Annotated in this window: 16 protein-coding genes; 13 read left to right on the top strand and 3 right to left on the bottom strand. The window is 69.1% G+C overall.

Annotated elements, in window-relative coordinates; translation table 11 throughout:
* Positions 1-118: 118 nt before the first annotated feature.
* The 13 genes from DLJ59_RS20015 to DLJ59_RS19950 all read left to right on the top strand — a co-directional run bounded on the left by DLJ59_RS20015 (position 119) and on the right by DLJ59_RS19950 (position 19,845).
* Complete coding sequence (locus tag DLJ59_RS20015; protein ID WP_425271443.1) at positions 119-1,123, top strand: ABC transporter substrate-binding protein; 1,005 nt, start codon at positions 119-121, stop codon at positions 1,121-1,123.
* A 189-nt stretch (positions 1,124-1,312) separates the two neighbouring features.
* The gene (locus tag DLJ59_RS20010) at positions 1,313-2,854 is read left to right on the top strand and encodes a sugar ABC transporter ATP-binding protein (RefSeq protein WP_124774163.1); all 1,542 of its coding nucleotides are present in this window, start codon (positions 1,313-1,315) and stop codon (positions 2,852-2,854) included.
* Positions 2,851-3,921: an ABC transporter permease gene (locus DLJ59_RS20005; RefSeq protein WP_124774162.1), complete on the top strand. Its 1,071-nt coding sequence runs from the start codon at positions 2,851-2,853 to the stop codon at positions 3,919-3,921. Before DLJ59_RS20010 ends, DLJ59_RS20005 begins: the two co-directional genes overlap by 4 nt.
* The gene (yjfF, locus tag DLJ59_RS20000) at positions 3,918-4,907 is read left to right on the top strand and encodes a galactofuranose ABC transporter, permease protein YjfF (protein WP_124774161.1); all 990 of its coding nucleotides are present in this window, start codon (positions 3,918-3,920) and stop codon (positions 4,905-4,907) included. The genes DLJ59_RS20005 and yjfF overlap by 4 nt, the downstream gene beginning before the upstream one ends.
* Before the next feature lie 26 nt (positions 4,908-4,933).
* The gene (gene araA / locus DLJ59_RS19995) at positions 4,934-6,436 is read left to right on the top strand and encodes an L-arabinose isomerase (protein WP_124774160.1); all 1,503 of its coding nucleotides are present in this window, start codon (positions 4,934-4,936) and stop codon (positions 6,434-6,436) included.
* Positions 6,437-6,775: 339 nt separating this feature from the next.
* Complete coding sequence (locus DLJ59_RS19990) at positions 6,776-8,881, top strand: family 43 glycosylhydrolase (RefSeq protein WP_124774159.1); 2,106 nt, start codon at positions 6,776-6,778, stop codon at positions 8,879-8,881.
* 413 nt (positions 8,882-9,294) lie between these two features.
* Entirely contained in the window at positions 9,295-10,281 is a 987-nt protein-coding gene (locus DLJ59_RS19985; protein ID WP_208648774.1) for a LacI family DNA-binding transcriptional regulator, read from the top strand.
* Between the two features lie 292 nt (positions 10,282-10,573).
* The gene (locus tag DLJ59_RS19980; RefSeq protein ID WP_124774157.1) at positions 10,574-12,229 is read left to right on the top strand and encodes a glycoside hydrolase family 27 protein; all 1,656 of its coding nucleotides are present in this window, start codon (positions 10,574-10,576) and stop codon (positions 12,227-12,229) included.
* Between the two features lie 311 nt (positions 12,230-12,540).
* Positions 12,541-13,683 carry a multiple monosaccharide ABC transporter substrate-binding protein gene (chvE, locus tag DLJ59_RS19975; RefSeq protein ID WP_124774156.1) on the top strand — a complete coding sequence of 381 codons (1,143 nt, stop codon included), beginning with the start codon at positions 12,541-12,543 and terminating at the stop codon, positions 13,681-13,683.
* Positions 13,684-13,765: 82 nt separating this feature from the next.
* Positions 13,766-15,304 (top strand): multiple monosaccharide ABC transporter ATP-binding protein, encoded by a 1,539-nt coding sequence (mmsA, locus tag DLJ59_RS19970; protein ID WP_124774155.1) that lies wholly within the window; start codon positions 13,766-13,768, stop codon positions 15,302-15,304.
* Entirely contained in the window at positions 15,301-16,551 is a 1,251-nt protein-coding gene (gene mmsB, locus DLJ59_RS19965) for a multiple monosaccharide ABC transporter permease (protein WP_124774154.1), read from the top strand. The genes mmsA and mmsB overlap by 4 nt, the downstream gene beginning before the upstream one ends.
* Before the next feature lie 688 nt (positions 16,552-17,239).
* A complete protein-coding gene (locus DLJ59_RS19955) occupies positions 17,240-18,406 on the top strand; it encodes a peptidoglycan DD-metalloendopeptidase family protein (RefSeq protein WP_244236133.1) in 1,167 nt (388 codons plus the stop codon).
* Positions 18,407-18,471: 65 nt separating this feature from the next.
* The gene (locus DLJ59_RS19950; RefSeq protein WP_124774153.1) at positions 18,472-19,845 is read left to right on the top strand and encodes an N-acetylmuramoyl-L-alanine amidase; all 1,374 of its coding nucleotides are present in this window, start codon (positions 18,472-18,474) and stop codon (positions 19,843-19,845) included.
* Between the two features lie 23 nt (positions 19,846-19,868).
* On the opposite strand, the gene DLJ59_RS19945 is transcribed toward DLJ59_RS19950, so the two are convergent.
* The 3 genes from DLJ59_RS19945 to DLJ59_RS19935 form a co-directional block, all read right to left on the bottom strand.
* Positions 19,869-20,450 (bottom strand): TetR family transcriptional regulator, encoded by a 582-nt coding sequence (locus DLJ59_RS19945; RefSeq protein ID WP_124774152.1) that lies wholly within the window; start codon positions 20,448-20,450, stop codon positions 19,869-19,871.
* Positions 20,451-20,502: 52 nt separating this feature from the next.
* Entirely contained in the window at positions 20,503-21,060 is a 558-nt protein-coding gene (locus DLJ59_RS19940) for a hypothetical protein (RefSeq protein WP_124774151.1), read from the bottom strand.
* Between the two features lie 138 nt (positions 21,061-21,198).
* Positions 21,199-23,601 (bottom strand): PEP/pyruvate-binding domain-containing protein, encoded by a 2,403-nt coding sequence (locus DLJ59_RS19935; RefSeq protein ID WP_124774150.1) that lies wholly within the window; start codon positions 23,599-23,601, stop codon positions 21,199-21,201.
* Positions 23,602-23,643: the final 42 nt, after the last annotated feature.

Here is a 23,643-nt window from a genome sequence, read left to right as displayed (position 1 = left end):
ACATCCGGGACCCGTCGGTCTGCACCACGACGCACCAGCACGCACCACCCGCGTACGCCGCTCCTTCGCACCTCGGCGGTTCGCGCGGTTACCCACCACATCCAGCCAAGGAGATTCGATGGGAAAGATGCGAACGCAGTCCGCTCCGTGGCGCGCTGCCGCGGTCCTCGCCAGCGTGCTGCTGGTCGGCGGCGTGGCGGCCTGCGGCAACAGCGACACCGGCGGCGGCGGGTCCAAGGACGACGGCAAGATCACGATGGGCTTCTCCCAGGTCGGCGCGGAGAGCGGGTGGCGGACCGCGAACACCACCTCGATCAAGGAGTCGGCGGCTGCCGCGGGGATCGAGCTGAAGTTCGATGACGCTCAGCAGAAGCAGGAAAACCAGATCAAGGCGATCCGCAACTACATCCAGCAGAAGGTCGACGTGATCGCCTTCTCGCCGGTGGTGGAGTCCGGGTGGGACACCGTGCTCAAGGAGGCCAAGGACGCCGGCATCCCGGTCATCCTGACCGACCGCTCGGTGGACTCGGCCGACAAGACCCTGTACAAGACCTTCCTCGGCTCGGACTTCGTCAAGGAGGGCCGGCTCGCCGGTGAGTGGCTGGTCGAGCAGAAGAAGAGCGCCTCGGGCCCGGTGAACATCGTCGAGCTGCAGGGCAACACCGGTGCGGCGCCGGCGAACGACCGCAAGAAGGGCTTCGGTGAGGCGATCGCCGCCAACCCGAACCTGAAGATCATCGCCTCTCAGCCGGGTGACTTCACCCGGGCCGGCGGCAAGCAGGTCATGGAGCAGTTCCTCAAGGCGTACCCGAAGATCGACGTGCTGTTCGCGCACAACGACGACATGGGTCTGGGCGCGCTTGAGGCGATCACCGCGGCCGGCAAGACGCCCGGCAAGGACATCACCATCATCACGGTCGACGCCGTGAAGGATGGCATGCAGGCTCTCGCCGACGGGAAGTTCAACTTCATCGCGGAGTGCAGCCCGCTGCTCGGCCCACAGCTGATGGACCTGGCCAAGAAGGTCCACGAGGGCCAGGAGGTGCCTGCTCGGATCGAGACCGAGGAGACCACCTTCACGACTGAGCAGGCGAAGGAAGCTCTGCCCAACCGTAAGTACTGATCGACGACGGGGTCGCCGCGCTCGCGTGGCGGCCCCGCCGCGTCGCTTCCCTACCCGAAACGGACCGGGCTTGGCCCGCGACGACCCCCGTACCACGCCCGCCCGAGCGACCCCCCAGGGGCGACCGGGCGGGCGTCGCGGGGGCGTGGTGGCCCTTCCGTGTCGACAACCCAGAAGAGGTCTGATGGGATGACGGATAGCCGTCCGGTCCTGACGATGACCGGGATCAGCAAGTCCTTCCCCGGGGTGCGCGCACTCCACGACGTCAACTTCCGGCTCTTCCCCGGCGAGGTGCACGCCCTGATGGGCGAGAACGGCGCCGGCAAGTCGACCCTGATCAAGGTGCTCACCGGTGTCTACGACACCGACGAGGGCGCGATCACCCTCCATGACGAGCCCGTGTCGTTCACCGGGCCGATGCAGGCGACCGCCGCTGGTGTGAGCACCGTTTTCCAGGAAGTCAACCTCTGCACCAACCTCTCGGTGGCGGAGAACATCTTCATCGGCCGTGAGCCCCGGCTCCTCGGCGCGGTCCGCTGGGGTGAGGTTCGCCGCCGCGCCCGAGCCCTGCTGGCCGACCTCGACCTCGACCTCGACGTCAGCGCGCCACTCGGCTCGTACTCCCTGGCGATCCAGCAGATGGTCGCCATCGCCCGCGCGATCGACATCAAGGCCCGGGTGCTGATCCTGGACGAGCCGACGTCCAGCCTCGACGCCGACGAGGTGGCGCAACTGTTCCGCATCATGCGGCAGCTGCGCGACGAGGGCATCGCCATCCTGTTCGTGACCCACTTCCTCGACCAGGTCTACGAGATCGCCGACCGGATCACCGTGCTGCGCAACGGCGGGCTCGTCGGTGAGTACCTCACCACCGAGCTGCCCCAGCTCTCCCTGGTCGAGAAGATGATCGGCAAGGAACTCGACGTCCTGGAGGGCATCGAGGAGCACTCCCGGCGGGACCTGGCCGCGCTGGAGGAGGGCACCCCCCTGGTGGCGGTGTCGAACTTCGGTCGGGCGGGCGCGGTCGAGCCGTTCAGCCTCACCATCCACGCCGGCGAGGTGGTGGGCCTGGCCGGCCTGTTGGGCTCGGGGCGTACCGAGGTAGCGAGGTTGTTGTTCGGGGCCGACCGGGCCGACGGTGGCCAGGTCGCTGTCGACGGCACGGCGAGCAGCCTGCGCACCCCCGCCCAGGCCATCGACCACGGCGTGGGTTTCTGTTCGGAGAACCGCCGGGCGGAGGGGATCGTCGCTGACCTGTCGGTCCGCGAGAACATGATCCTCGCCATGCAGGCGGCCCGCGGCTGGCTGCGGCCCATTCCGCGTCGTCGCCAGGACGAGCTGGTCGACAAGTACGTCAAGGCCCTCAACATCCGGCCCGCTGACCCGGAGGTTCCGGTACGCAACCTCTCCGGCGGCAACCAGCAGAAGGTGCTCCTGGCCCGGTGGCTGATCACCGAGCCACGACTGCTGATCCTCGACGAGCCGACCCGGGGCATCGACATCGGCGCGAAGACCGAGATCCAGAAGCTCGTGACGCAGCTGTCCGACGGGGGCATGGCGGTGCTGTTCATCTCCGCCGAGCTGGAGGAGGTGCTGCGCCTCAGCCACAAGGTGGCAGTGATGCGGGACCGGCAGATGGTCGCGCAGCTCGCCAACGACGAGAGCCTCGACGCCGACCGCATCATGCAGACCATCGCCAGCGGATCCCACCGGGAGGAGGCAGACCGATGAACGACGCCATGAGCCGCTATCGGGCGATCACCGGACACCGGCTGTTCTGGCCCGCCGCCGTGCTGTTCGTCATGCTCGCCGCGAACACGATCTACCGGCCCGGGTTCCTGTCCATTGAGCTCAAGGACGGGCACCTGTACGGCACGCCGATCGACATCCTGCGGCTGAGCGCACCGTTGATCCTCGTCGCGCTGGGCATGACCCTGGTCATCTCGACCGGCGGCATCGACCTGTCGGTCGGCTCGCTCTGCGCGATCAGTGGCGCGATCGCCTGCATGTACATCAGCAAGCAGCCCGACCAGAGCAGCCTTGGCGTGGTGGTTACCGCCCTCGCGATGGCGATGGGGGTCTCGCTCGTGCTCGGCGCCTGGAACGGGGTGCTGGTGGCCGTGATCGGTATTCAACCGATCATCGCCACCCTGATCCTGATGGTCGCCGGCCGGGGTCTCGCCCAGCTGATCACCGAGGGCCAGATCATCACCATCAACTCCGAGCCGTACCGGGCGATCGGCCTGGGCCACGCGCTGACCCTGCCGCTGGCCATTTTCATCGCCCTCGCCGCGGCCCTGCTCGTCGCCGCGTTCACCCGTCGCACCGCGCTCGGCATGATCATCGAGTCGGTGGGCGGCAACTCCATGGCCAGCCGGCTCGCCGGCATCCGGTCCGGCCGGGTCATCTTCCTCGCGTACGTGATCAGCGCCGCGTGCGCCGCGGTCGCCGGTTTCATGATGACGGCCAACGTCTCCAGCGCCGACGGCAACGCCGTCGGCCTCTGGGTGGAATTGGACGCGATCCTCGCGGTCGTCATCGGGGGTACGTCCCTCGCGGGCGGCCGGTTCTTCCTCAGCGGCACCATCATCGGCGCGCTGATCATTCAGACCCTGACCACCACGGTGTACGCCATGGACATCTCGCCGCAGACGTCCCTGCTGTTCAAAGCGGTCGTCGTCATCGCCGTCTGCCTCATCCAGGCACCGGCCTTCCGGGCCCGGTTCAGCCGCCGCAGGCGGAACTCCCCGCCGCCCGCCCCCGTCGCCGACAAGCCGAAGGAGCAGGTGCCGGCATGACCACTGGAACGCTTACCGCCGGTCGTACCCGGTTCCGGCTGCCGAGGAAGCAGATACCGGTCCTGGCGACGCTCGCCCTGCTGCTGGTGATGTACGGCATCGGCGTCTCGCAGTACACCGCGTTCTCCAATGTCCAGGTCATCTTCAACGTCTTCATCGACAACGGCTTCCTGCTCGTTGTCGCGGTGGGTATGACGTTCGTGATCCTCACCGGTGGCATCGACCTGTCGGTCGGGTCGGTCGTCGCGATGACGGCGATGGTGTCGGCCGCGTTGCTGCAGGACGGCATGCCGGCGGCGCTGGTGCTCGTCATCGCCCTGCTCATCGGCCCGACGCTCGGCCTGTTGATGGGCTGCGTCATCCACTTCTTCGAGATCCAGCCGTTCATCGTCACGCTCGCCGGGATGTTCTTCGCCCGGGGCATGTGCACGTTCATCTCCGGCGCGTCGATTCCGATCACCGACGGGTTCTGGACCTCGATGTCGCAGGAGCGGATCGGGAATCCCCGCGGCAACTTCGTGTCGATCAGCGTGCTGATCGCCTTCGTGGTGGTCGCCATCGCCGCGTACACGCTGGCCTACACCCGGCTGGGGCGCAACGTGTACGCCATCGGCGGCAACCCGCAGTCGGCGTTGCTGATGGGCCTGCCGGTGGCGCGGACCCGGATCGCCGTCTACACGATCAGTGGTCTCTGCTCGGCCATCGGCGGCATCCTGCTGTCCTTCTACACCCTCTCCGGCGCGCCGCTGATCGCCGTGGGGATGGAGTTGGACGTCATCGCCGCCGTCGTCATCGGTGGCACGGTGCTCACCGGTGGCGCGGGTTACGTCTTCGGCACGGTGCTCGGCGTGCTGGTCCTGGGCGTGATCCAGACCCTCATCACCTTCGATGGGAGCCTCAACTCCTGGTGGACCAAGATCGTGATTGGCGGCCTGCTCTTCGCGTTCATCCTCCTGCAGCGCCTCATCGGAATCCGTTACAAGTGACCGCCCCTCTCGCGGAAGGCAACCCCATGGCACCACACACCGAACCCGAGATCTGGTTCCTCACCGGCAGCCAAGGCATGTACGGCGAGGAGACGCTCCGCCAGGTGGCTGAGCAGTCCCGCCAGATCGCGGCAGCGCTCGACGACTCGCCGCAGATTCCCGCCCGCGTGGTCTGGAAGCCCGTCCTGACCAACAGTGGCGAGATCCTGCAGGTCTGCCGGGACGCCGCCGCTCAGGGTGCCGTCGGGGTGATCGCCTGGATGCACACGTTCTCGCCGGCCAAGATGTGGATCTCCGGTCTGGACGCGTTGCAGACGCCGCTGCTGCACCTGCACACCCAGGCGAACGTTCTGCTGCCGTGGAACGACATCGACATGGACTTCATGAACCTGAACCAGGCCGCCCACGGCGACCGCGAGTTCGGGTACATCCAGACGCGTCTCGGTGTGGCCCGTAAGACGGTGGCCGGGCACGTCAGCGACCCGCGGGTGACCACTCGGGTCGGCGCGTGGGCGCGCGCGGCGCTGGGCTGGTCGGCGATGCGGTCGCTGCGCCTGGCCCGCTTCGGTGACAACATGCGCGACGTCGCGGTGACCGAGGGCGACAAGGTCGAGGCCGAGCTGCGGTTCGGGGTCTCGGTCAACACCTACGGCGTCAACGACCTGATCGAGGTGGTCGGCGAGGTCACCGACGCGCAGGTGGACGACCTGGTCAAGGAGTACGAGGACACCTACCGCATCGTCGGCGAGCTGCTGCCCGGCGGCGAGCAGCACCACTCGCTGCGCTACGCCGCGCGCCTGGAGCTGGGCATGCGTGCCTTCCTGGACGCGGGTGGTTTCCGGGCCTTCACGACGAACTTCGAGGACCTCGGGGGGCTGCGTCAGCTGCCGGGCATCGCCGTGCAGCGGCTGATGGCGGACGGCTACGGCTTCGGCGGCGAGGGTGACTGGAAGACCTCGGTCCTGGTCCGCACCCTCAAGGCGATGTCGGTGGGTGTGAGTGGCGGCACCTCGTTCATGGAGGACTACACCTACGACCTCACCCCGGGCAACGAGCTGGTGCTCGGCGCCCACATGCTGGAGGTGTGCCCGACCATCGCGTCGGACGTGCCCAACGTGGAGATCCATCCGCTGAGCATCGGTGGCCGGGAGGACCCGGTCCGGCTGGTGTTCGACGCGGCACCCGGTCCGGCCGTCGTGCTCGGCCTGTCCGACATGGGGGAGCGGTTCCGGCTCGTGGCCAACGAGATCGACGTGGTGTCCCCGCCGCAGCCGCTGCGCCGGTTGCCGGTCGCCCGGGCCGTCTGGCGTCCGCGCCCCGACCTGCCGGTCTCGGCCGAGGCGTGGATCACCGCGGGTGCCCCGCACCACACGGTGCTGTCGCAGGCGGTGGGCGTGGAGGAGCTGCACGACCTGGCGGAGATGAGCCGCACCGAGCTCGTCGTCATCGACGCCGAGACGGAGCCCCGCCGCTTCGCCGACGAACTCCGCTGGAACCAGGCCTACTACCGGCTGGCCCGCGGCTTCTGATTCGCGCGGCCTGATCGCTCTCGACACGGGTGGTCCATCCCTGCCTGCGGGCTGGGTGGACCACCCGTTCGCGCGTGGTCCTGGCGTGACGCGAGGCGGCCGTGTTACGGCTTGACTAACAGCATGTTATCGCTCACAGTCTATAGCCAAGATGGTCGATGTCTTTGACTGTCCGGCCACGCGCGCGTTCCACCTCTCCCGGTTGCGGCAGCTCATCGCCGCGACTGTCGGGCTGGCGGTGTTAGCGATCACATGGCCGGACGTCGGTCAGCTCGGTGCCCCGCCCGGTGCCGCGGACGCCGACCCAGATCGCTCGGTTCGCGTCAGCAGAGGAGGATCATGTTTTCCATCGGTCGGGTTCCCCGGGGTGCGCCACGTCGGCGCGGGTGGCTGTCGAGACTTGCTGTCGCCGCGATGACACTGGTGGTCGGTGGCGCGGCCGCAGCCGTCGCCTCGGCGCCCGCGTCAGCGGCGACGGTCGACACCAGTGCCTGGTACGTGTTGGTGAACCGCAACAGCGGCAAGGCTCTGGACGTCTACAACCTGGCGACCAACGACGGCGCGCGGATCACGCAGTGGACCCGTAACAACGGTAACCAGCAGCAGTGGCAGTTCGTCGATTCCGGTGGTGGCTACTACCGGGTGAAGTCGCGGTTGTCCAACAAGGTGCTGGACGTCTCGGGCTTCTCGACCGCCAACGGCGGCAGCATCGTGCAGTGGACTGACAACAACAGCAGCAACCAGCAGTTCCGGTTGGCCGACTCGGACGGCGGCTACGTCCGGTTGATCAACCGGAACAGCAACAAGGTGATGGAGGTGCAGGGCGCCTCGACCGCCGACGGCGGAAACATCGTGCAGTACGACGACTGGAACGGCGCGAACCAGCAGTGGCAGTTCGTCCGCGTCGACGGCGGTGGCAACCCCACCACGCCGCCCCCGTCGAACGGCACCTTCTCGAACCCGGCGATCTGGCAGGACTTCGCCGACGTCGACATCATCCGGGTCGACAACGCGTACTACCTCACGTCGTCCACCATGCACTACTCGCCGGGCGCGCCGGTGCTGCGCTCCTACGACCTGGTGAACTGGGAGTACGCCGGTCACGCCGTGCCCCGGCTCGACTTCGGCTCGAAGTACGACATGAGCGGTGGCAACGCGTACGTCGACGGGATCTGGGCGTCGACGCTGAACTACCGGCCGAGCAACCGGACGTACTACTGGGCCGGGTGCATCGACTTCGCGCAGACCCACATCTACACCGCGTCCGCCGTCGACGGCACCTGGAGCAAGCACACCACCATCCCCAACTGCTACTACGACGCGGGGATGCTGATCGACGACAACGACACCATGTACGTGGCGTACGGCAACAGCACCATCAGCGTGGCCCAGCTGTCCGCCGACGGGAAGTCGCAGGTGCGCGCCCAGCAGGTGTACCAGACGCCGTCGAGCATCGGGACGCTGGAGGGCGCCCGCTTCTACAAGCGCAACGGCGCCTACTACATCTGGCTCACCCGCCCGGCCAACGGCCAGTACGTGCTGAAGTCCACGAACGGTCCGTTCGGCCCGTACGAGCAGCGGCAGGTGCTGCTCAACCTGCCCGGTCCGATCTCCGGCGGCGGTGTGCCGCACCAGGGCGGTCTGGTGCAGACCCAGAACGGCGACTGGTACTACATGTCCTTCGTCGACGCGTACCCCGGTGGTCGGATGCCGGCCCTGGCCCCGATCACCTGGACCGGCGACGGTTGGCCGGTGTTGCAGACGGTCAACGGCGCGTGGGGCAGCACGTACCCGAAGCCGAACCTGCCGGCGCCGCCCCGGGCGGTCAAGCCGCTCACCGGCACCGACACCTTCGCCGGCACCACGCTGGGCCCGCAGTGGGAGTGGAACCACAACCCGGACAACAGCAAGTGGTCGGTCAACAACGGCCTGAACCTCCAGACCGCCACCGTCACCGGTGACCTGTACAAGGCGCGCAACACGCTGACCCACCGGATCCAGGGCCCCACCTCGACAGCGACCATCGAGTTGGACTACTCCACCATGCGCGACGGTGATCGCACCGGCCTGGCGGTGTTGCGCAACTCGTCGGCCTGGATCGGCGTCCGCCGGGACAACGGCTCCACCAGGCTGGTCATGCAGAACGGCCTGACGATGGACGGCAGTTGGAACACCACCAGCACCGGCAGCGAGGTGGCGAGCACCGCCGTCTCCGGTGGCCGGATCTGGTTGCGGGCCAACGCCGACATCAGACCGGGATCCGGCCGGCAGGCCCGTTTCTCGTACAGCACCGACGGGGTCAACTTCACCTCGTTCGGCAACGCCCTGACACTGGCGAACAACTGGCAGTTCTTCATGGGCTACCGGTTCGCCATCTTCAACCACGCAACGCAGGCGCTCGGTGGCGCGGTCACCGTGCGGCGATTCGACCTGACCACCCCGTGACGCCGGTCACACCACCATCGGTCTGACCGGTGGCGCTGGCAACACATGCCTGGTGACATGTCGAGTCCGCGCCACCGTGTCAGGTCCTCGCCGGCCTGCTCCACGCTCTGTCCAGGAGCGAGGGCAGGCCGGCGTACCACGTCGGGGGCCGTGCGTCGTACCGGTTGGCTGCGTAGTCCCGGTGGGCACCGCGTTGCACGGCTTCGGCGCGTCGCGCAGTCCCGACAGAGCCGTGCCGTGTTCAGAGCGGTTGCTGGCGTAGACTATCGGCGATCCAGCGCTGGTCACCTGGGATTCAGCACCGGCGTGGTGACTGAGCGAGGGGGATCGGGCCGGGCCGCTCCAGTCGACGTCGACGGGCTGCGGGCCGGCGATGTAGCGGGGGGAGTGAAATGGCCGTCCACGGTCCCGCGATGACGGACGTTGCTCGTCTCGCCGGTGTCTCCCATCAGACGGTGTCGCGGGTGCTGAACGGGCACCCCAACGTCCGTGAGCAGACCCGGCTTCGGGTACGCGCGGCGATCGCCGAACTCGGCTACCGCCCCAATGGCGCGGCACGCGCCCTGGTGACTGGTCGATCGCAGGTCATCGGTGTGGTCGCGCAGAATACGACGCTCTACGGTCCGGCGTCGCTGCTGGCCGCGTTGGAGCAGACCGCCGCCGAAGAGGGTTTCGCGGTCAGTGTCGGCAGCGTGCGAAACCTCGACCACCGCTCCATCTCGGCGGCTGTCGAGCGGCACCTGTCGCACCGGGTCGCCGGCATCGTGGTCATCGCCCCGGTCGAGTCGGCCGGTGAGGCGCTGGAGCGCCTGCCCAAGGATGTCCCACTGGTCACCGTCGACGGTGACCCGAACCGGCCGGTGCCGCTGGTGACGGTCGACCAGGTGGCGGGCGCCCGGGCGGCGACGCAACATCTCCTCGACGCGGGGCACCGCACCGTCTGGCACGTCTCCGGGCCGACCGACTGGTTCGACAGCGTCGGCCGGATCGACGGCTGGCGGCAGGCGTTGCTGGCCGCCGGGCTGGATCCGCCGCCGCCGATGCCGGGGGACTGGTCCGCGGCGTCGGGTTACCGGTGCGGGCAGATGTTGGCGCGGATGCCGGAGGTCACCGCCGTCTTCACCGCCAACGACCATCTGGCGCTGGGCGTGCTGCGGGCGCTGCACGAGTTCGGCCGGCGGGTGCCGGACGAGATCAGTGTGGTCGGCTTCGACGACGTGCCGGAGGCGGCGTACTTCATTCCGCCGCTGACCACCGTCCGACCGGACTTCGACGCGGTGGCGCGGGCGAGCCTGCAGATGCTGCTGTCCCAGATCGAGTCGGGCACCGGTGGGGCGCTGCGGCAGACCGTCGCCCCGGCTCTGGTGGCCCGCCAGAGTGTCGCTCCACCGCGTCGCTGACGGCCGGAGCACCCAGCGTCAGTCCCGCCGCTCCCCGCTGAGCGGGGTGGCGGGCTCGCGCCCGCGTGCGCCAATTCCCGGCCTTTGCCGCCGGTATGACGTGACTCTATGGGTTGCCGTGTGTAGTCAATCGACCTCGGGCGATACGACGCCGTGAAGGTATTGAACCTCGTGAAATGTCGCCGTAACATGATGAGCGTCTCTGTTAACGCTAACAAAAATTGGCGTACGACTATCGGCGCACCAACCGGCGATCGTAGTCACGGGCGGGCGCCACCGACAAGGAGGCTCGATGAACCGCACTACCCGAGGTCGTCGCTGGGGGAGCGTACTGGCGGCCGGAATACTGCTCGCCGGCGCTCTGGTCGGCCTTCGCGCCCCGACGGCGCAGGCACTCGACAACGGCGTGGCGCGGACTCCCCCCATGGGGTGGAATTCGTGGAACTCGTTCGGCTGCAACATCAACGAGGCGCTGATCCGGCAGACGGCGGATGCGATCGTCAGCAGCGGTATGCGGGACCTGGGCTACGAGTACGTGGTGGTCGACGACTGCTGGTTCAACCCCAACCGGGACAGCTCCGGCAACATCCAGGGCGACCCCGGCCGGTTCCCCAGCGGAATGAAGGCGCTCGGCGACTACCTGCACGCCCGGGGCCTGAAGTTCGGCCTCTACCAGGTGCCGGTCGACAAGACGTGCGCGCAGTACTTCGGCGCCTACCCCGGTGCGACCGGCAGCCGGGGTCACGAGGTGCAGGACGCCCGCCAGTTCGCCGCCTGGGGTGTCGACTTCCTCAAGTACGACTGGTGCTCGCCGGAGGGCAGCATCAACGACCAGGTGACCACCTTCGCCAAGATGCGTGACGCGCTGGCCGCCACCGGCCGGCCGATCGTCTACAGCATCAACTCCAACAGCATCCACGCCAAGACCGGCCCGCAGCGCAACTGGGGCGACGTGGCCAACATGTGGCGAACCACCGAGGACATCACCAACGCGTGGGACACCGGCCAGAGCAACGGCTACCCGATGGGCATCCAGAACATCATCAACGTGACCGTTCCGCTGGCGTCGTACGCGAGGCCGGGTGGGTTCAACGACCCGGACATGATGGAGGTCGGCCGCGGCGGCATGAACGACACGGAGATGCGCAGCCACTTCGCGATGTGGGCGATCATGGCGTCTCCGCTGATCGCCGGCAACGACGTGCGGAACATGAACTCCGCGACGCAGACCATCCTGAAGAACGCCAACCTGATCGCGATCAACCAGGACTCGCTCGGGTTGCAGGGGACGCAGGTGTCGTTCGACGGCACGCGTCGGGTGCTGGCCAAGCGGCTCGCCAACGGTGACGTCGCCGTCGCCCTTTTCAACCAGGGCGGCTCGACGACGACGATCTCGACCACGGCCGCGGCCATCGGCAAGTCCGGCTCGTCGTTCACTCTGGTGGACGCGTGGACCGGTGGCACCAGCTCCAGCAGCGGGACCATCAGCGCCAGCGTCCCGGCGCACGGCACGGTGGTGTACCGGGTCAGCGGTGGCGGAACGACTCCTCCGACGACGCCGCCGCCGACCACGTCGAGCGCGTACGCCAGCGCCGCCTCCGGTCGCTGCCTCGACGTGCCGAACAGCAACACGGCAAACGGCACGCAGCCGGTCATCTGGGACTGCAACGGCGCCGCCAACCAGCGCTGGACCCGCAGCGGTCAGACCCTGCAGGCCCTCGGCAAGTGTCTGGACGCGCCCCTCAACGCCACGGCCGGCGTCAAGGTGCAGATCTGGGACTGCAACGGCGGGGCCAACCAGCAATGGACGGTCAACGCCAACGGCACGATCAGCGGCGCGCAGTCGGGGCTCTGCCTGGACGTCAACAACAACGGCACGGCCAACGGCACCACGGTGATCCTCTGGACCTGCACCGGTGCGGCGAACCAGCGGTGGTCGCAGCGGTAGCCGATCGGGTCCGCCGACCCCCGAGGTGCCGGCGACCCACCTGATCCGGCAGTAGTGCTGGTGCCCGCGGACGACAGTCGTCGTCCGCGGGCATCGTGCTGTCGGGTGCTGTGCCGACCACGCTGAGTTGTCGCGTCCTGCTCTTCCGGTCGCTCGGCCGGATGGCTACGCTCGCCCGGATGCTCCGTTACGAGACCGTGACACCGGTATTTCGGATCAGGTGTTGACGCAATGTTTGTGAGCGCTAACACTACCCGAAAGATGACAGTTGGCCCCGGCAGTCGGCGGGGGAGTCCAGAGAGGAGAAGCCCGTGGGCAGGAAATTCCTGGTTGCTCTCGGCGGCGCGGCACTGGCGCTGAGTTTGGCGGCGTGCAGCGGCGGGGGTGCGGGCAGCGGTGGCGACACCAGCAGCGACAAGCCCAGCGATTTGACCATCGGCGTGTCGATGCCGACCCAGACCTCGGAGCGGTGGATCGCCGACGGCAACGCGGTCAAGTCGAAGCTGGAGGCCAAGGGTTACAAGGTCGACCTCCAGTACGCCGGTGACGACATCCCCACGCAGTCGCAGCAGGTCGACCAGATGATCACCCAGGGCGCTGATGTTCTGGTCATCGCGGCGATCGACGGCACGGCGCTCAACAGCCAGCTGCAGGCCGCCGCAGCCGCGAAGATCCCGGTCATCTCCTACGACCGGCTGATCCGCGGCAGCAAGGACGTCGATTTCTACGTCAGCTTCGACAACTACAAGGTCGGCGTCGCCCAGGGCACCGCGCTGCTCGTCGGGCTCGGCCTGCTGAACAAGGACGGCTCGAAGGGCACGGCCAAGGGGCCGCTGAACGTCGAGCTCTTCGCCGGGTCGCTGGATGACAACAACACCCAGTACTTCTTCAACGGCGCGATGGACACCCTGAAGCCGTTCGTCGAAGACGGCACGCTGATCGTCAAGTCCAAGCAGACCACCCCCGAGCAGGTCGCCACCCTGCGGTGGCAGCAGGAGACCGCGCAGAAGCGGATGGAGAACCTGCTCACCTCGGCCTACAACGACGGCTCGAAGGTCGACGGGGTGCTGTCGCCGTACGACGGCATCTCCCGCGGCATCATCACCGCCCTGCAGAACGCCGGCTACGGCAAGGGCGCCAAGAAGCTCCCGGTGGTGACCGGCCAGGACGCGGAGATCGCCTCGATCAAGCTGATCAACGACGGCGTGCAGAACTCCACCGTCTTCAAGGACACCCGACTGCTGGCCGAGCAGGCCGTGAACGCGGCCGAGGCGTTCCTGCAGAAGAAGCAGCCGCAGGCCAACGACACCGAGACGTACAACAACGGCGTCAAGGTCGTCCCGTCGTACCTGCTGCCGATCGCGACCGTCTACAAGGACGACATCAAGGCGACGCTGATCGACTCCGGCTACTGGACGGCGGAAGAGGTCGCCGCCGGTCAGGCCAAGAAGTAAGCCACTCGTCGGGCCCGGCGGTCACCGCCGGGCCCGACGCCTGGGCGTGTACCGCGTCCAGACCTGACGGAGGACAGTGACCATGGACGACACCATCCTCGAGATGCGTCGCATCACCAAGACCTTCCCCGGCGTGACCGCGCTGGAGGACGTCACCCTCGCAGTGCGCCGCGGCGAGATCCACGCCATCTGCGGTGAGAACGGCGCCGGCAAGTCCACCCTGATGAAGGTGCTGTCCGGCGTCTACCCGTCCGGCTCGTACGACGGCGAAATCTTCTTCGACGGCAAGCCGATGCAGTTCCGCGGCATCCGCGACAGCGAGGCCAACGGCATCGTCATCATCCACCAGGAGCTCGCCCTGGTGCCGTACCTGTCGATCGCGGAGAACATCTTCCTCGGCAACGAGCGGCGTGGCCGCAGCGGGCTCATCGACTGGAACTTCGCCAACGCCGAAGCGGCGAAGCTGCTGGCGTCCGTCGGGTTGCACGAGAACCCGGTCACCCCGGTCATCCAGCTGGGCGTCGGCAAGCAGCAGCTGGTGGAGATCGCCAAGGCGCTGTCGAAGAAGGTGCGCCTGCTCATCCTGGACGAGCCGACGGCCGCGCTCAACGACATCGACTCGGCGCACCTGCTCGACCTGCTGCGGGCCCTCAAGGAGCAGGGCATCACCTGCATCATGATCTCGCACAAGCTCAACGAGATCACCGCCATCGCCGACTCCACCACGGTGATCCGCGACGGGCGGGCGGTGGAGACCCTCGACATGAAGTCCGACGACGTGAGCCAGCAGCGGATCATCCGGGGCATGGTCGGGCGCGACCTGGACAGCTTCTACCCCGACCGCGAGTCGTCTCCCGGTGACGAGGTCCTCCGCATCGAGGACTGGACGGTGCGGCACCCGGTCCAGGACCGGATGGTCGTCGAGGGCGTCGGCCTGTCCGTACGCGCCGGTGAGGTCGTCGGCATCGCGGGCCTGATGGGGGCCGGGCGCACCGAGTTGGCCATGAGCGTGTTCGGTCGGTCCTACGGGCGCGACATCCGGGGCCGACTCTTCGTCCACGGGCGGGAGGTGCAGGCGCGCACCGTCGCCGAGGCGATCGACAACGGCATCGCCTACGTCACCGAGGACCGCAAGCGCTACGGCCTCAACCTCATCGACGACGTGCGGCGCAACGTGTCCGCCGCCGCGTTGGACCGGCTGTCCCGCCTGGGCTGGGTGAACGGCAACGAGGAGATCAAGGTTGCCGAGACGAGCCGCAAGGAGATGAACATCCGGACGCCGAGCGTCATGGCGGTGGTCGGCAAGCTCTCCGGCGGCAACCAGCAGAAGGTGGTGCTGTCGAAGTGGCTGTTCACCGATCCGGACGTGTTGATCCTCGACGAACCCACCCGCGGGATCGACGTCGGCGCCAAGTACGAGATCTACACAATCATCAACCGGCTGGTGGCGGCCGGTAAAGCGGTGATCGTCATCTCCTCCGAGCTGCCGGAGCTGCTCGGAATGTGCGACCGGATCTACACCCTCGCCGCCGGCCGGATCACCGGCGAGATGCCGGTGGCCGAGGCGACTCAGGAGAGCCTCATGGAGCTGATGACCAAGGACAAGGAGCTCGTCGGATGACCAGCATCAAGACCCCTTCGACGGAGCGCCCCACGCCCCCGGACAGCACGCCCACCGCCGCCCTGCACGGCGGGACGAACGACCTGCGGGCGCTGGTGTTGAACAACCTGCGGCAGAGCGGGATCTACGTCGCCCTGGTCGTCATCGTCGCCCTCTTCGCGGTCCTGACCGACGGGGTGTTGCTGAGCCCCGGCAACATCACCAACATCGTTCTCCAGTACTCGTACATCCTGGTCCTCGCGATCGGAATGGTCATCCTGATCATCGGCGGGCACATCGACCTGTCGGTCGGATCGGTCGTCGCGCTCACCGGAGCGGTCTCCGCCGTCCTGGTGATCCAGCAGGGTCACCCCTGGTGGATCGGCGTCGTGGCCGCGCTGGTCGTCGGTGTCGCGGTCGGCGCCTGGCACGGGTTCTGGGTGGCGTACGCGGGCATTCCGGCCTTCATCGTGACCCTGGCCGGCATGCTGCTGTTCCGGGGTCTCACCCTGCGGGTGCTCGACAACATCTCGCTGTCGCCGTTCCCCTCCGAGTACCAGCAGGTCGCGGCGGGCTTCCTCAACGGCCTGCTCGGCGGGGAGGGCTTCGACGCCTTCACGTTGCTGATCGGTGCCATCGCCGTGGCCGGCTACGCGGTGAGCGGCTTCCGCACCCGCGTGGCGCGTATCCGCTACCAGCAGCCGGTCGAGTCGTTCCCGCTGTTCGTCGCCCGGGTCGTGCTGGTCGGCGCGGTCCTCATGTACTTCGCGTGGCAGTTGGCGCACGCCCGAGGGCTGCCGATCGTGCTGATCATCCTGGCGGTCCTGGTGCTGGTGTACGGCCTGCTCACCCGGCGGACCGTCTTCGGTCGCCAGGTCTACGCGATCGGCGGCAACCTGTCGGCGGCGGCGCTGTCCGGGGTGAAGGTCCGCACCGTCAACTTCTGGATGTTCGTCAACATGGGCTTCCTGGCGGCGGTGGCCGGCGTCATCTACTCGTCGCGGTCCAACGGCGCCCAGCCCGCCGCTGGCAACATGTTCGAGCTGGACGCGATCGCTGCGGCCTTCATCGGCGGCGCGGCGGTCACCGGTGGCGTGGGCACCGTGGTCGGCGCGATGGTCGGTGGTCTGATCATGGCGGTGATGAGCAACGGTATGCAGCTGATGGGCATTGACCAGTCGACCCAGTCGGTGGTGAAGGGTCTCGTCCTGCTCGTCGCGGTCGCCTTCGACGTCTACAACAAGCGTCGCGCCGGCACGGCCCGCTGACGCCGGACAAGCACGTAGGTGGCCCCTGACCGCTCCGCGGTCAGGGGCCACTCGCGTGGATAACCGACTCCGCGATCTCGCACTTTGTGTCGACGTTATGCGGCTTACGCGGCAGAAGTCGGGACAGAAAGTGCAAGATCGACGGGGTGGGTCAGTGGCCCGCGCCGCCCATCCCGGCGACGAAGCTGCGCAGCCCCGGCTGGAGTCGGCGCCACCGGCCGGGTTCACCCGGGCGAACCGCTCGTAGACGTGGTTGTGCGCCCCCCACACCACGACGTCGGCGTTGTGGTGGTAGAGGGCCTGGTACAGCGGACGCGTCGACGTCGACGGCGCGTGGTTGGAGCTGGTCGAGCATGCGGCGCGTCGCGGCGGACGGGTCCGGCGCGCCGACGCTGGTGATCCCCGGCGCCGAGTCGCCGTCGCCGCTCACCTGACGGTCCGATCCGGCCCGGCCGTCCGGGCACCTGTGCGCCTTGGCGTGGATGGCAATCCGTCAAATCAGGCGATGTAGGAAACCTTCGATTGGTGCGTTGACTTCGACGGTTTACTACACAACAATCAGCATCAATATTTACACCCGTCTCCGTGACTGGGCGATAACCCCTGGTCAAAGCCACCATCACCCACCCCTCAGTGGCCGCGAGCGCTCCATCGTTCCGGCCTGGACCCCATCGAAAGCGAGGGCACGATGAGACACGGTCGACGATTGGCCGGCGGCGCAGCCGCAGCCCTGTTGATGGTCACGAGCCTGATCGGGGCCGCGCCCAGCGCCGCCGCAGCAGCCGTCACCCCGGCGCTCACCGACGCGGTGACCGCCAAGCTGCTCGGCTCCGCCGAGCTGTCCGCAGCCGCCGCGCGACCCGAAACCCGGGTCACCGTCAGCCGCACCAGCGGCCGGTGGGCGTTCGGCACCGCCGTCGCGCTCGCGCCCCGCCAGGAGGACGCCCACCCGACCGGGTCGATCTTCATCGCCCGGTCCGAGCCCGCCGGGTGGCGGATCGCCTTCGACGGCGAGGCCGCCTTCGGCGCGCTGGCCGCCGAGTCGCCCCTGACGACGGCGCAGGAGAGGAGCGTGCTCACCACCACCCCGGCCCCGATGTACGCGGGCGGCGACTACCGGACCGGAATGGCCCTGCCGTTCGGTGTGGGCCAGACGTGGACGCTCACCAGCGGCCCGCACGGCTGGGGCGGAACCGAGTCACCGTACAGCTCGGTCGACCTGGCCGGCGGCGACCAGGTGGTCCGCGCCGCGCGGGCCGGAGCGGCGTACACGATGTGTCAGGGGTGGATCCGGGTCATTCACGACCGGGGCTACTCCACCGACTACTACCACCTCTGGAACAGCATCTCCGTCAACGGCGCCAGCGTCGGCCAGGGTGCGGTGCTCGGCAACACCGGCACCGACGTCACCTGCGGCGGAGCCGCCTACGGCCGGCACGTCCACTTCGGGCTCCGGCAGAACAGCGCGTACGTGCCGATCGCCGGCCACGACATCGGCAAGTGGGTGCTGAACAACGGAGCCGCCGCCTACCAGGGCGGGGCGCGGCACGGGTCGGCCTGGGCCGGTGCCGGAGCGGGCCTCTACAACTACGGCGCGCTCGGCTTCAACCAGGGGGTGGTCGACGCCAACGGCGGTGGGGCGCTCACCCGCCGGGCCGGCCCGGGAACCGGGTACGGCTCGCTCGGTTCGGTGGCCGACGGCGCCACGGTCACCATCTCCTGCTCCGCCAACGGCACGTCCCACACCGGCCGGTACGGCACCACGGCGCTCTGGAACCGGTTGAGCGACGGCAGTTGGGTGTCCGACGCCTACCTGTCGACGGGTGTGAACGGTCCGGTCAACGGCTGGTGCTGACGAGTTCGACCGCCGAGGTTGGCGGCCCACCGGCCGCCAACCTCAGTCACCGCAAGGGAGTGCTCATGTCCGTTCGAAGCATCCACCGAGGCCGGATCCTGCTCGCCCTGACCACCGCCCTGACCGGAGTCCTCGCGGTCGGGTCACCGGCCATCGCCGATCCCGGTGCGACGCCAGCGCCGGCCGCCCCGCTGGCCACCGCGTTCGACACCGCCGCCGCGCGGTACGACGTTCCGCGCGACCTGTTGGTGGCGCTGGGGTACGCCGAGTCTCGGCTGGACATGCACGCCCGCACACCGAGCGCGGCCGGCGGCCACGGGCTGATGCACCTGGCGAGCAACCCCGGCGTACGCACCCTGGACGAGGCTGCCGCGCTCACCCGGCTCAGTCCGGCCGCCCTGCGCACCGAACCGACGGCGAACGTGCTCGGTGCGGCGGCCGTGCTGCGCTCGTACGCCGATCAGGCGGGCCTCACCGCCGCGACACGCGACGACGTGAACGTCTGGTACGGACCGGTCGCCCGGTACGGCGGAAGCAGCGAGGCGTCGGTCGCGCGGCTCTACGCCGACACCGTCTACGACCTGCTGCGGGTCGGGTTCACCGGGCGCGGCGAGGCGGTGGCCGGGCGGCCGGTCGCACCCCGGCGGGGTGGCCTGGAGCGGGCCGCCGTGCTCGGCGGGATCGGCACCCTCAGCACCGACTACGGGCCGGCCGCGTGGGCGCCGGCCAGCACGAGCAACTACACGGTGGCCAGTCGACCCGGCAGCCACCCGGTGACCCACATCGTCATCCACACCGCACAGGGCTCGTACTCGGGCACCGTCAGCTGGTTCCAGAACCCGGCGGCCCAGGCCAGCGCGCACTACACCCTCCGGTCCTCCGACGGGGCCGTCACCCAGTCCGTACGGGAGAAGGACATCGCCTGGCACGCCGGCAACTGGACCTACAACACCCAGTCGATCGGCATCGAACACGAGGGGTACGTCGACAATCCCGCCTGGCTCACCGACGCGATGTACCGCGCCTCGGCCGCGCTCACCCGCAGCCTCGCCACCAAGTACGGCATCCCGAAGGACCGGGCGCACATCATCGCCCACCACGAGGTGCCAGGCGCCACCCACACCGACCCGGGCCCGAACTGGAACTGGACCTACTACCTGCAACTGGTGAACGGGATCACCGGCATCGGCTCCGGCACGGTGATCGCCACGGCGTCCAGCCTCAACGTGCGCTCCGGCCCCGGTGTCAGCTACCCGGTCGTCGGCTCGGTCACCGACGGCGCCACCGTCGCCGTCTACTGCCAGGCCGTCGGCAGCACGGTCACCGGCCCGTACGGCACGACCGCCGTCTGGAACCGGATCGGCACCAACCGCTACGTCTCCGACGCCTTCGTGCTGACCGGCTACGACGGCTACATCCCGAACGTGCCGCGCTGCTGAGGGCCCGGTACGACCACTACCGCTCAGCCGGCCGCCGACCCGCCGAAGAGCAGGTCCAGCTGGGCGTCCAGCGCGCCCAGCGCCTGCTCGGCGGTGTACTGCCCGCCGAGCAGGTAGACCCCCAGCCCTTCCATCAGCGCCAGCAGACCGGCCGCGGCGGAGGCGTCGTGCCGGTCCGGTAGGAGGCTGGCGATGAACTCGGTGAGCTGCCGGGTGCCCTCACGCAGGCCGGTCCCGGCGGCCGGACGTACCGCCGTGTAGGCGAGGAACGCGAGCGCCACCCGCCCGTCGTCGCGGGTGTGCGCGTCGACTGGCAGCAACGCGGCGAGCAGGGTCCGCAGCAGCAGCCGAGGCGGTGGGTTCGCACCCAGCCGGGCCACCGCCTCGGTGACCCGGATCTGGCTGCGCTCGCGGACCACGCTCAACGCGAACGTCATCATCTCGTCCTTGGTCCGGAAGTAGTGCTGGACCATGCCGGCGGACACGCCGGCCGCAGCGGCCACGTGTCGGAGGCTGACCGCTTCCAGCCCTTGAGCCGCGGCGACCCGCATCAACGCGTCCGCGATGAGGGTGCGTCGCTCCTGGTGGTCGACCTTCTTCGGCATGGCCTCGATCGTTTCACAATGGCTGACCCGGGTACCCCCGCCGCGGCGGGGGCTAACGGCTGACGGTGCTGCTCGTGGAGGTGCCCCGGGCGCTGCGCAGGAGGCCGTCGGGGTCGTCGGCGTACATTCGTAGCTCGTTCGTCGGCGCGGACCCGCCCCTCGGCAGGTCGAAGGTCAGCGGCCGGCGCAGCAGGACGTCGACGCTCGTCTGGCTGCCGACGGCGATGGACACCACCTGGCGGTCGCCCTCCTGCTCGACCTGCACCGACCTGCTCGACGGCAGCGAACGGTACCGCTTGCGCAGCGCCTCGACGTCGGTCCACGGGATGAAGATGTCGATGCCCGAGCTGAGCCGCACCCGCAGGCCACTGTCACCCACGACGTGGGGGTGGATGGTCATGCCGGCGTACAACCCGATCATCCAGAGCAGACCCCAGATGCCGAGGCCGAGCACGATCCAGCGGGCGGGCCGCCAGGGCACCACGTGGGTGACGACGACATCGAAGATCGGGATCTCCACCACCGACAGGCCGATGAAGATGCCCAGGATCGGCTTGACCACACCGAGGTAGCCGAACGGTTCGTCGCCGGGCCCCAAACGGCAGTGCACGCCGCCGCGCCCACAGGTACAGGCTGCGCCACGTCGCGGCTTCGGTCTCGGCCGCGCGTCGCAGCAGCGGGCCCACCCGCGCCCTGGTCGACGCCGTGGTGTCGGTCATTGTCGTCCTTCACGGTAGGGGGTGGACGGTCAGTGGACGGTGACGGTGCCGGCGCCGCCGTCGACGGTGACGAGTTGCCCCGTGGTGATCGTCCGGGTGGCGTCCGGCACGCAGATGACGGCGGGGATGCCGTACTCGCGGGCCACCGTCGGACCGTGCGCCATGATCGCGCCGGTCTCGGTGACCAGCGCCGCGGCGGTGAGGAACAGCGGGGTCCACCCGGGGTCCGTGGTCGCGGCCACCAGGACGTCGCCGGGCTCGACGTGGGCGGTGCCTGGGTCGTGGACGACCCGGGCGGGGCCGGTCACCCGACCCGCCGACGCACCCACGCCGGCGAGCATCCCGTCGCCGGCCGCCGTCGCGGGCAGGACCGCCTCGACGTCCGTGCCGTCGGAGAGCAGCGCCACCGGCACCGTCCTGCGGCGTAGCTCGCGACGGTGGGTGGCCCGCCGGGAGGTGACAGTCGCTCGCGGGTCGACACCCTGGTGTACGGCGGCGTGCACCTCGTCGACGGTCAGGAACATGATGTCGTCGGGTTGGTCCAGCAACCCAGTTCCGTGCAGCTCGGCGCCGATGAGCAGCAGTTGCCGGCGGGTCTCGCGCAGTGGGTACAACCCGGCGAACTTGCCGGCCTCGCGCAGACCGGCCAACGACCGCGCCCGGCGCAGCAGGAAACCGGCGATGGTGCCCCGCACCGGCCGCCGACGGCGGGCTCGCCCGATCAGCTCCGCCAGCGCTCTCTCCGCCGCGACGGCGGCTCGTCGAAAGCGTTCATCGGGGCCCTGCCGCGGATCGGCGACCCGGAGGTAGTTGGCGACCGCGGCGAAGACCGGAGCGGGGTCCTCCTCCCAGCGCGGCACGCCAAGGTCGACTTCGGCGACGCCCCGGTGACCGTAGACCTCCAGGAAGGCCGCCATGCCGATGTCGGGCAGGGTTCCGCGCAGGTAGCGCGTGGCCAGTTCGGCCGGCGGGGTGTCGAGGAGGAGTCGACGGTGCTCGCCCGCGCCCTGGGCCAGCCGCCACAGCGCCAGGTCCATCTCGATCGTGACGTTGTGCGGCATGCCGCCCAGCACGGTGTGGATCTCGTCCGGCCCGGCGAGGCCCTTGAGCAGCGTGGCCGGCAGCGCGGCGGCGAGCATTCCCGCGACGATCGGCCACATGATCGCGTCAGCGCTGTCGTCGGCGTCCTGCGCCTGCACGAAGCGCAGCCGTTCGGCGGCGGTGCGCAGGTCGGTGGGGGCTGTCGATCGGGTTCTCAGCTGCTCGACAGCCTCGAACATCCGAATCCGTGCGGTGTCGGGACGGGCCAGGGCCCGCAGGATCCCGACAGCCGCACGCCGGGCCGTCCGCCGCGACGCCGCCCCCGGCGCTCCGCCGCGCCGGGGGCGGCCGCTGGTCGGGGCGAAGCGGGGGTCGTCCAGCACGTGCTGCATCACCGCCTGGGCGCGCGGCCCGAAGTCGACAGCCATGAGCTTGACCAGCCGTCTGCGGGACGACCTGTCCCGGGCCAGGTCGGTCAGGTCGCCGTAGAGCCGGCCACCGATGTCCACGATCTCCACCCGCACACCGAGCGCGGCCAGCATGGCGGTGATCTGCGTCCGCAGGGTCGACATGCCCATCGGGGTGACCGGTCGCAGCATGCCCTGGACGTGACCGAACTCCAGGTAGACCCGGGGGAGGGGCTTGTCGGTGACCGGCGGCTGCGGAAACACTGTGGTGATCGGCCGGGATTGCAGGAGCCACTGGACGTCGTGTGCGTCGACCGCCCACTCGATGTCCTGCGGGCAACCGAAGTGGGCCTGCAGCCGCTCGCCGGTGGCGCGCAGGTCGGCCAGGTGCGCGGAGGTCAGGCATCCGGTGTCGTCTCGGCGGACGCCGTCGAGGACGTAGTGGTCCACCGTCGCCGCGCCGCCCACCACCGCCGTGCCGAGACCAGGGGCCGCGTCGACAGCCATCTCGTCGCGCCGCCCGATCAGCGGGTTCGCGGTGAACAGCACCCCGGCCACCTTGGGCGTGATCATGCGTTGCACCACGACGGCCATCCGCACCTGCCGGTTGTCGATCTGCCGGGCGTCGCGGTAGGCGGTCGCCCGGTCGCTGTGCAGCGAGGCCCAGCACTTCTCGACGGCGGCGATCAGCTCGGCGTCGCCGACGACGTCGAGCACGGTGTCGTGTTGCCCGGCGAAGCTCGCGTCGGGCAGGTCCTCCGCGGTGGCGCTGGAGCGCACCGCTACCCGGCCCGCGCCGAGCCGCTGGTACGCGGCGAGGACCTCGGCGGCGGGTACCACGCCGAGTCGGTGTGCCTCGGTGGTGACGCAGAAGCCCTCGGGAACCCGTTCGCCGCGCCGAATCAGCTCGCCCAGCCCGGCGGCCTTGCCGCCGACCATGTGGAACAGGTCAGTGGTCGCCTCGGACAACGGGATGACGTGCATGGGTCCCACTCTCATCGCAATACGACTGCATTGGAACCGACC

Source organism: Micromonospora inaquosa, from assembly GCF_003857055.1.
Lineage (GTDB): Bacteria > Actinomycetota > Actinomycetes > Mycobacteriales > Micromonosporaceae > Micromonospora > Micromonospora inaquosa.
The sequence above is the reverse complement of the archived record's forward strand: the minus strand, read 5'-3'. Positions and strand labels throughout refer to the sequence as shown.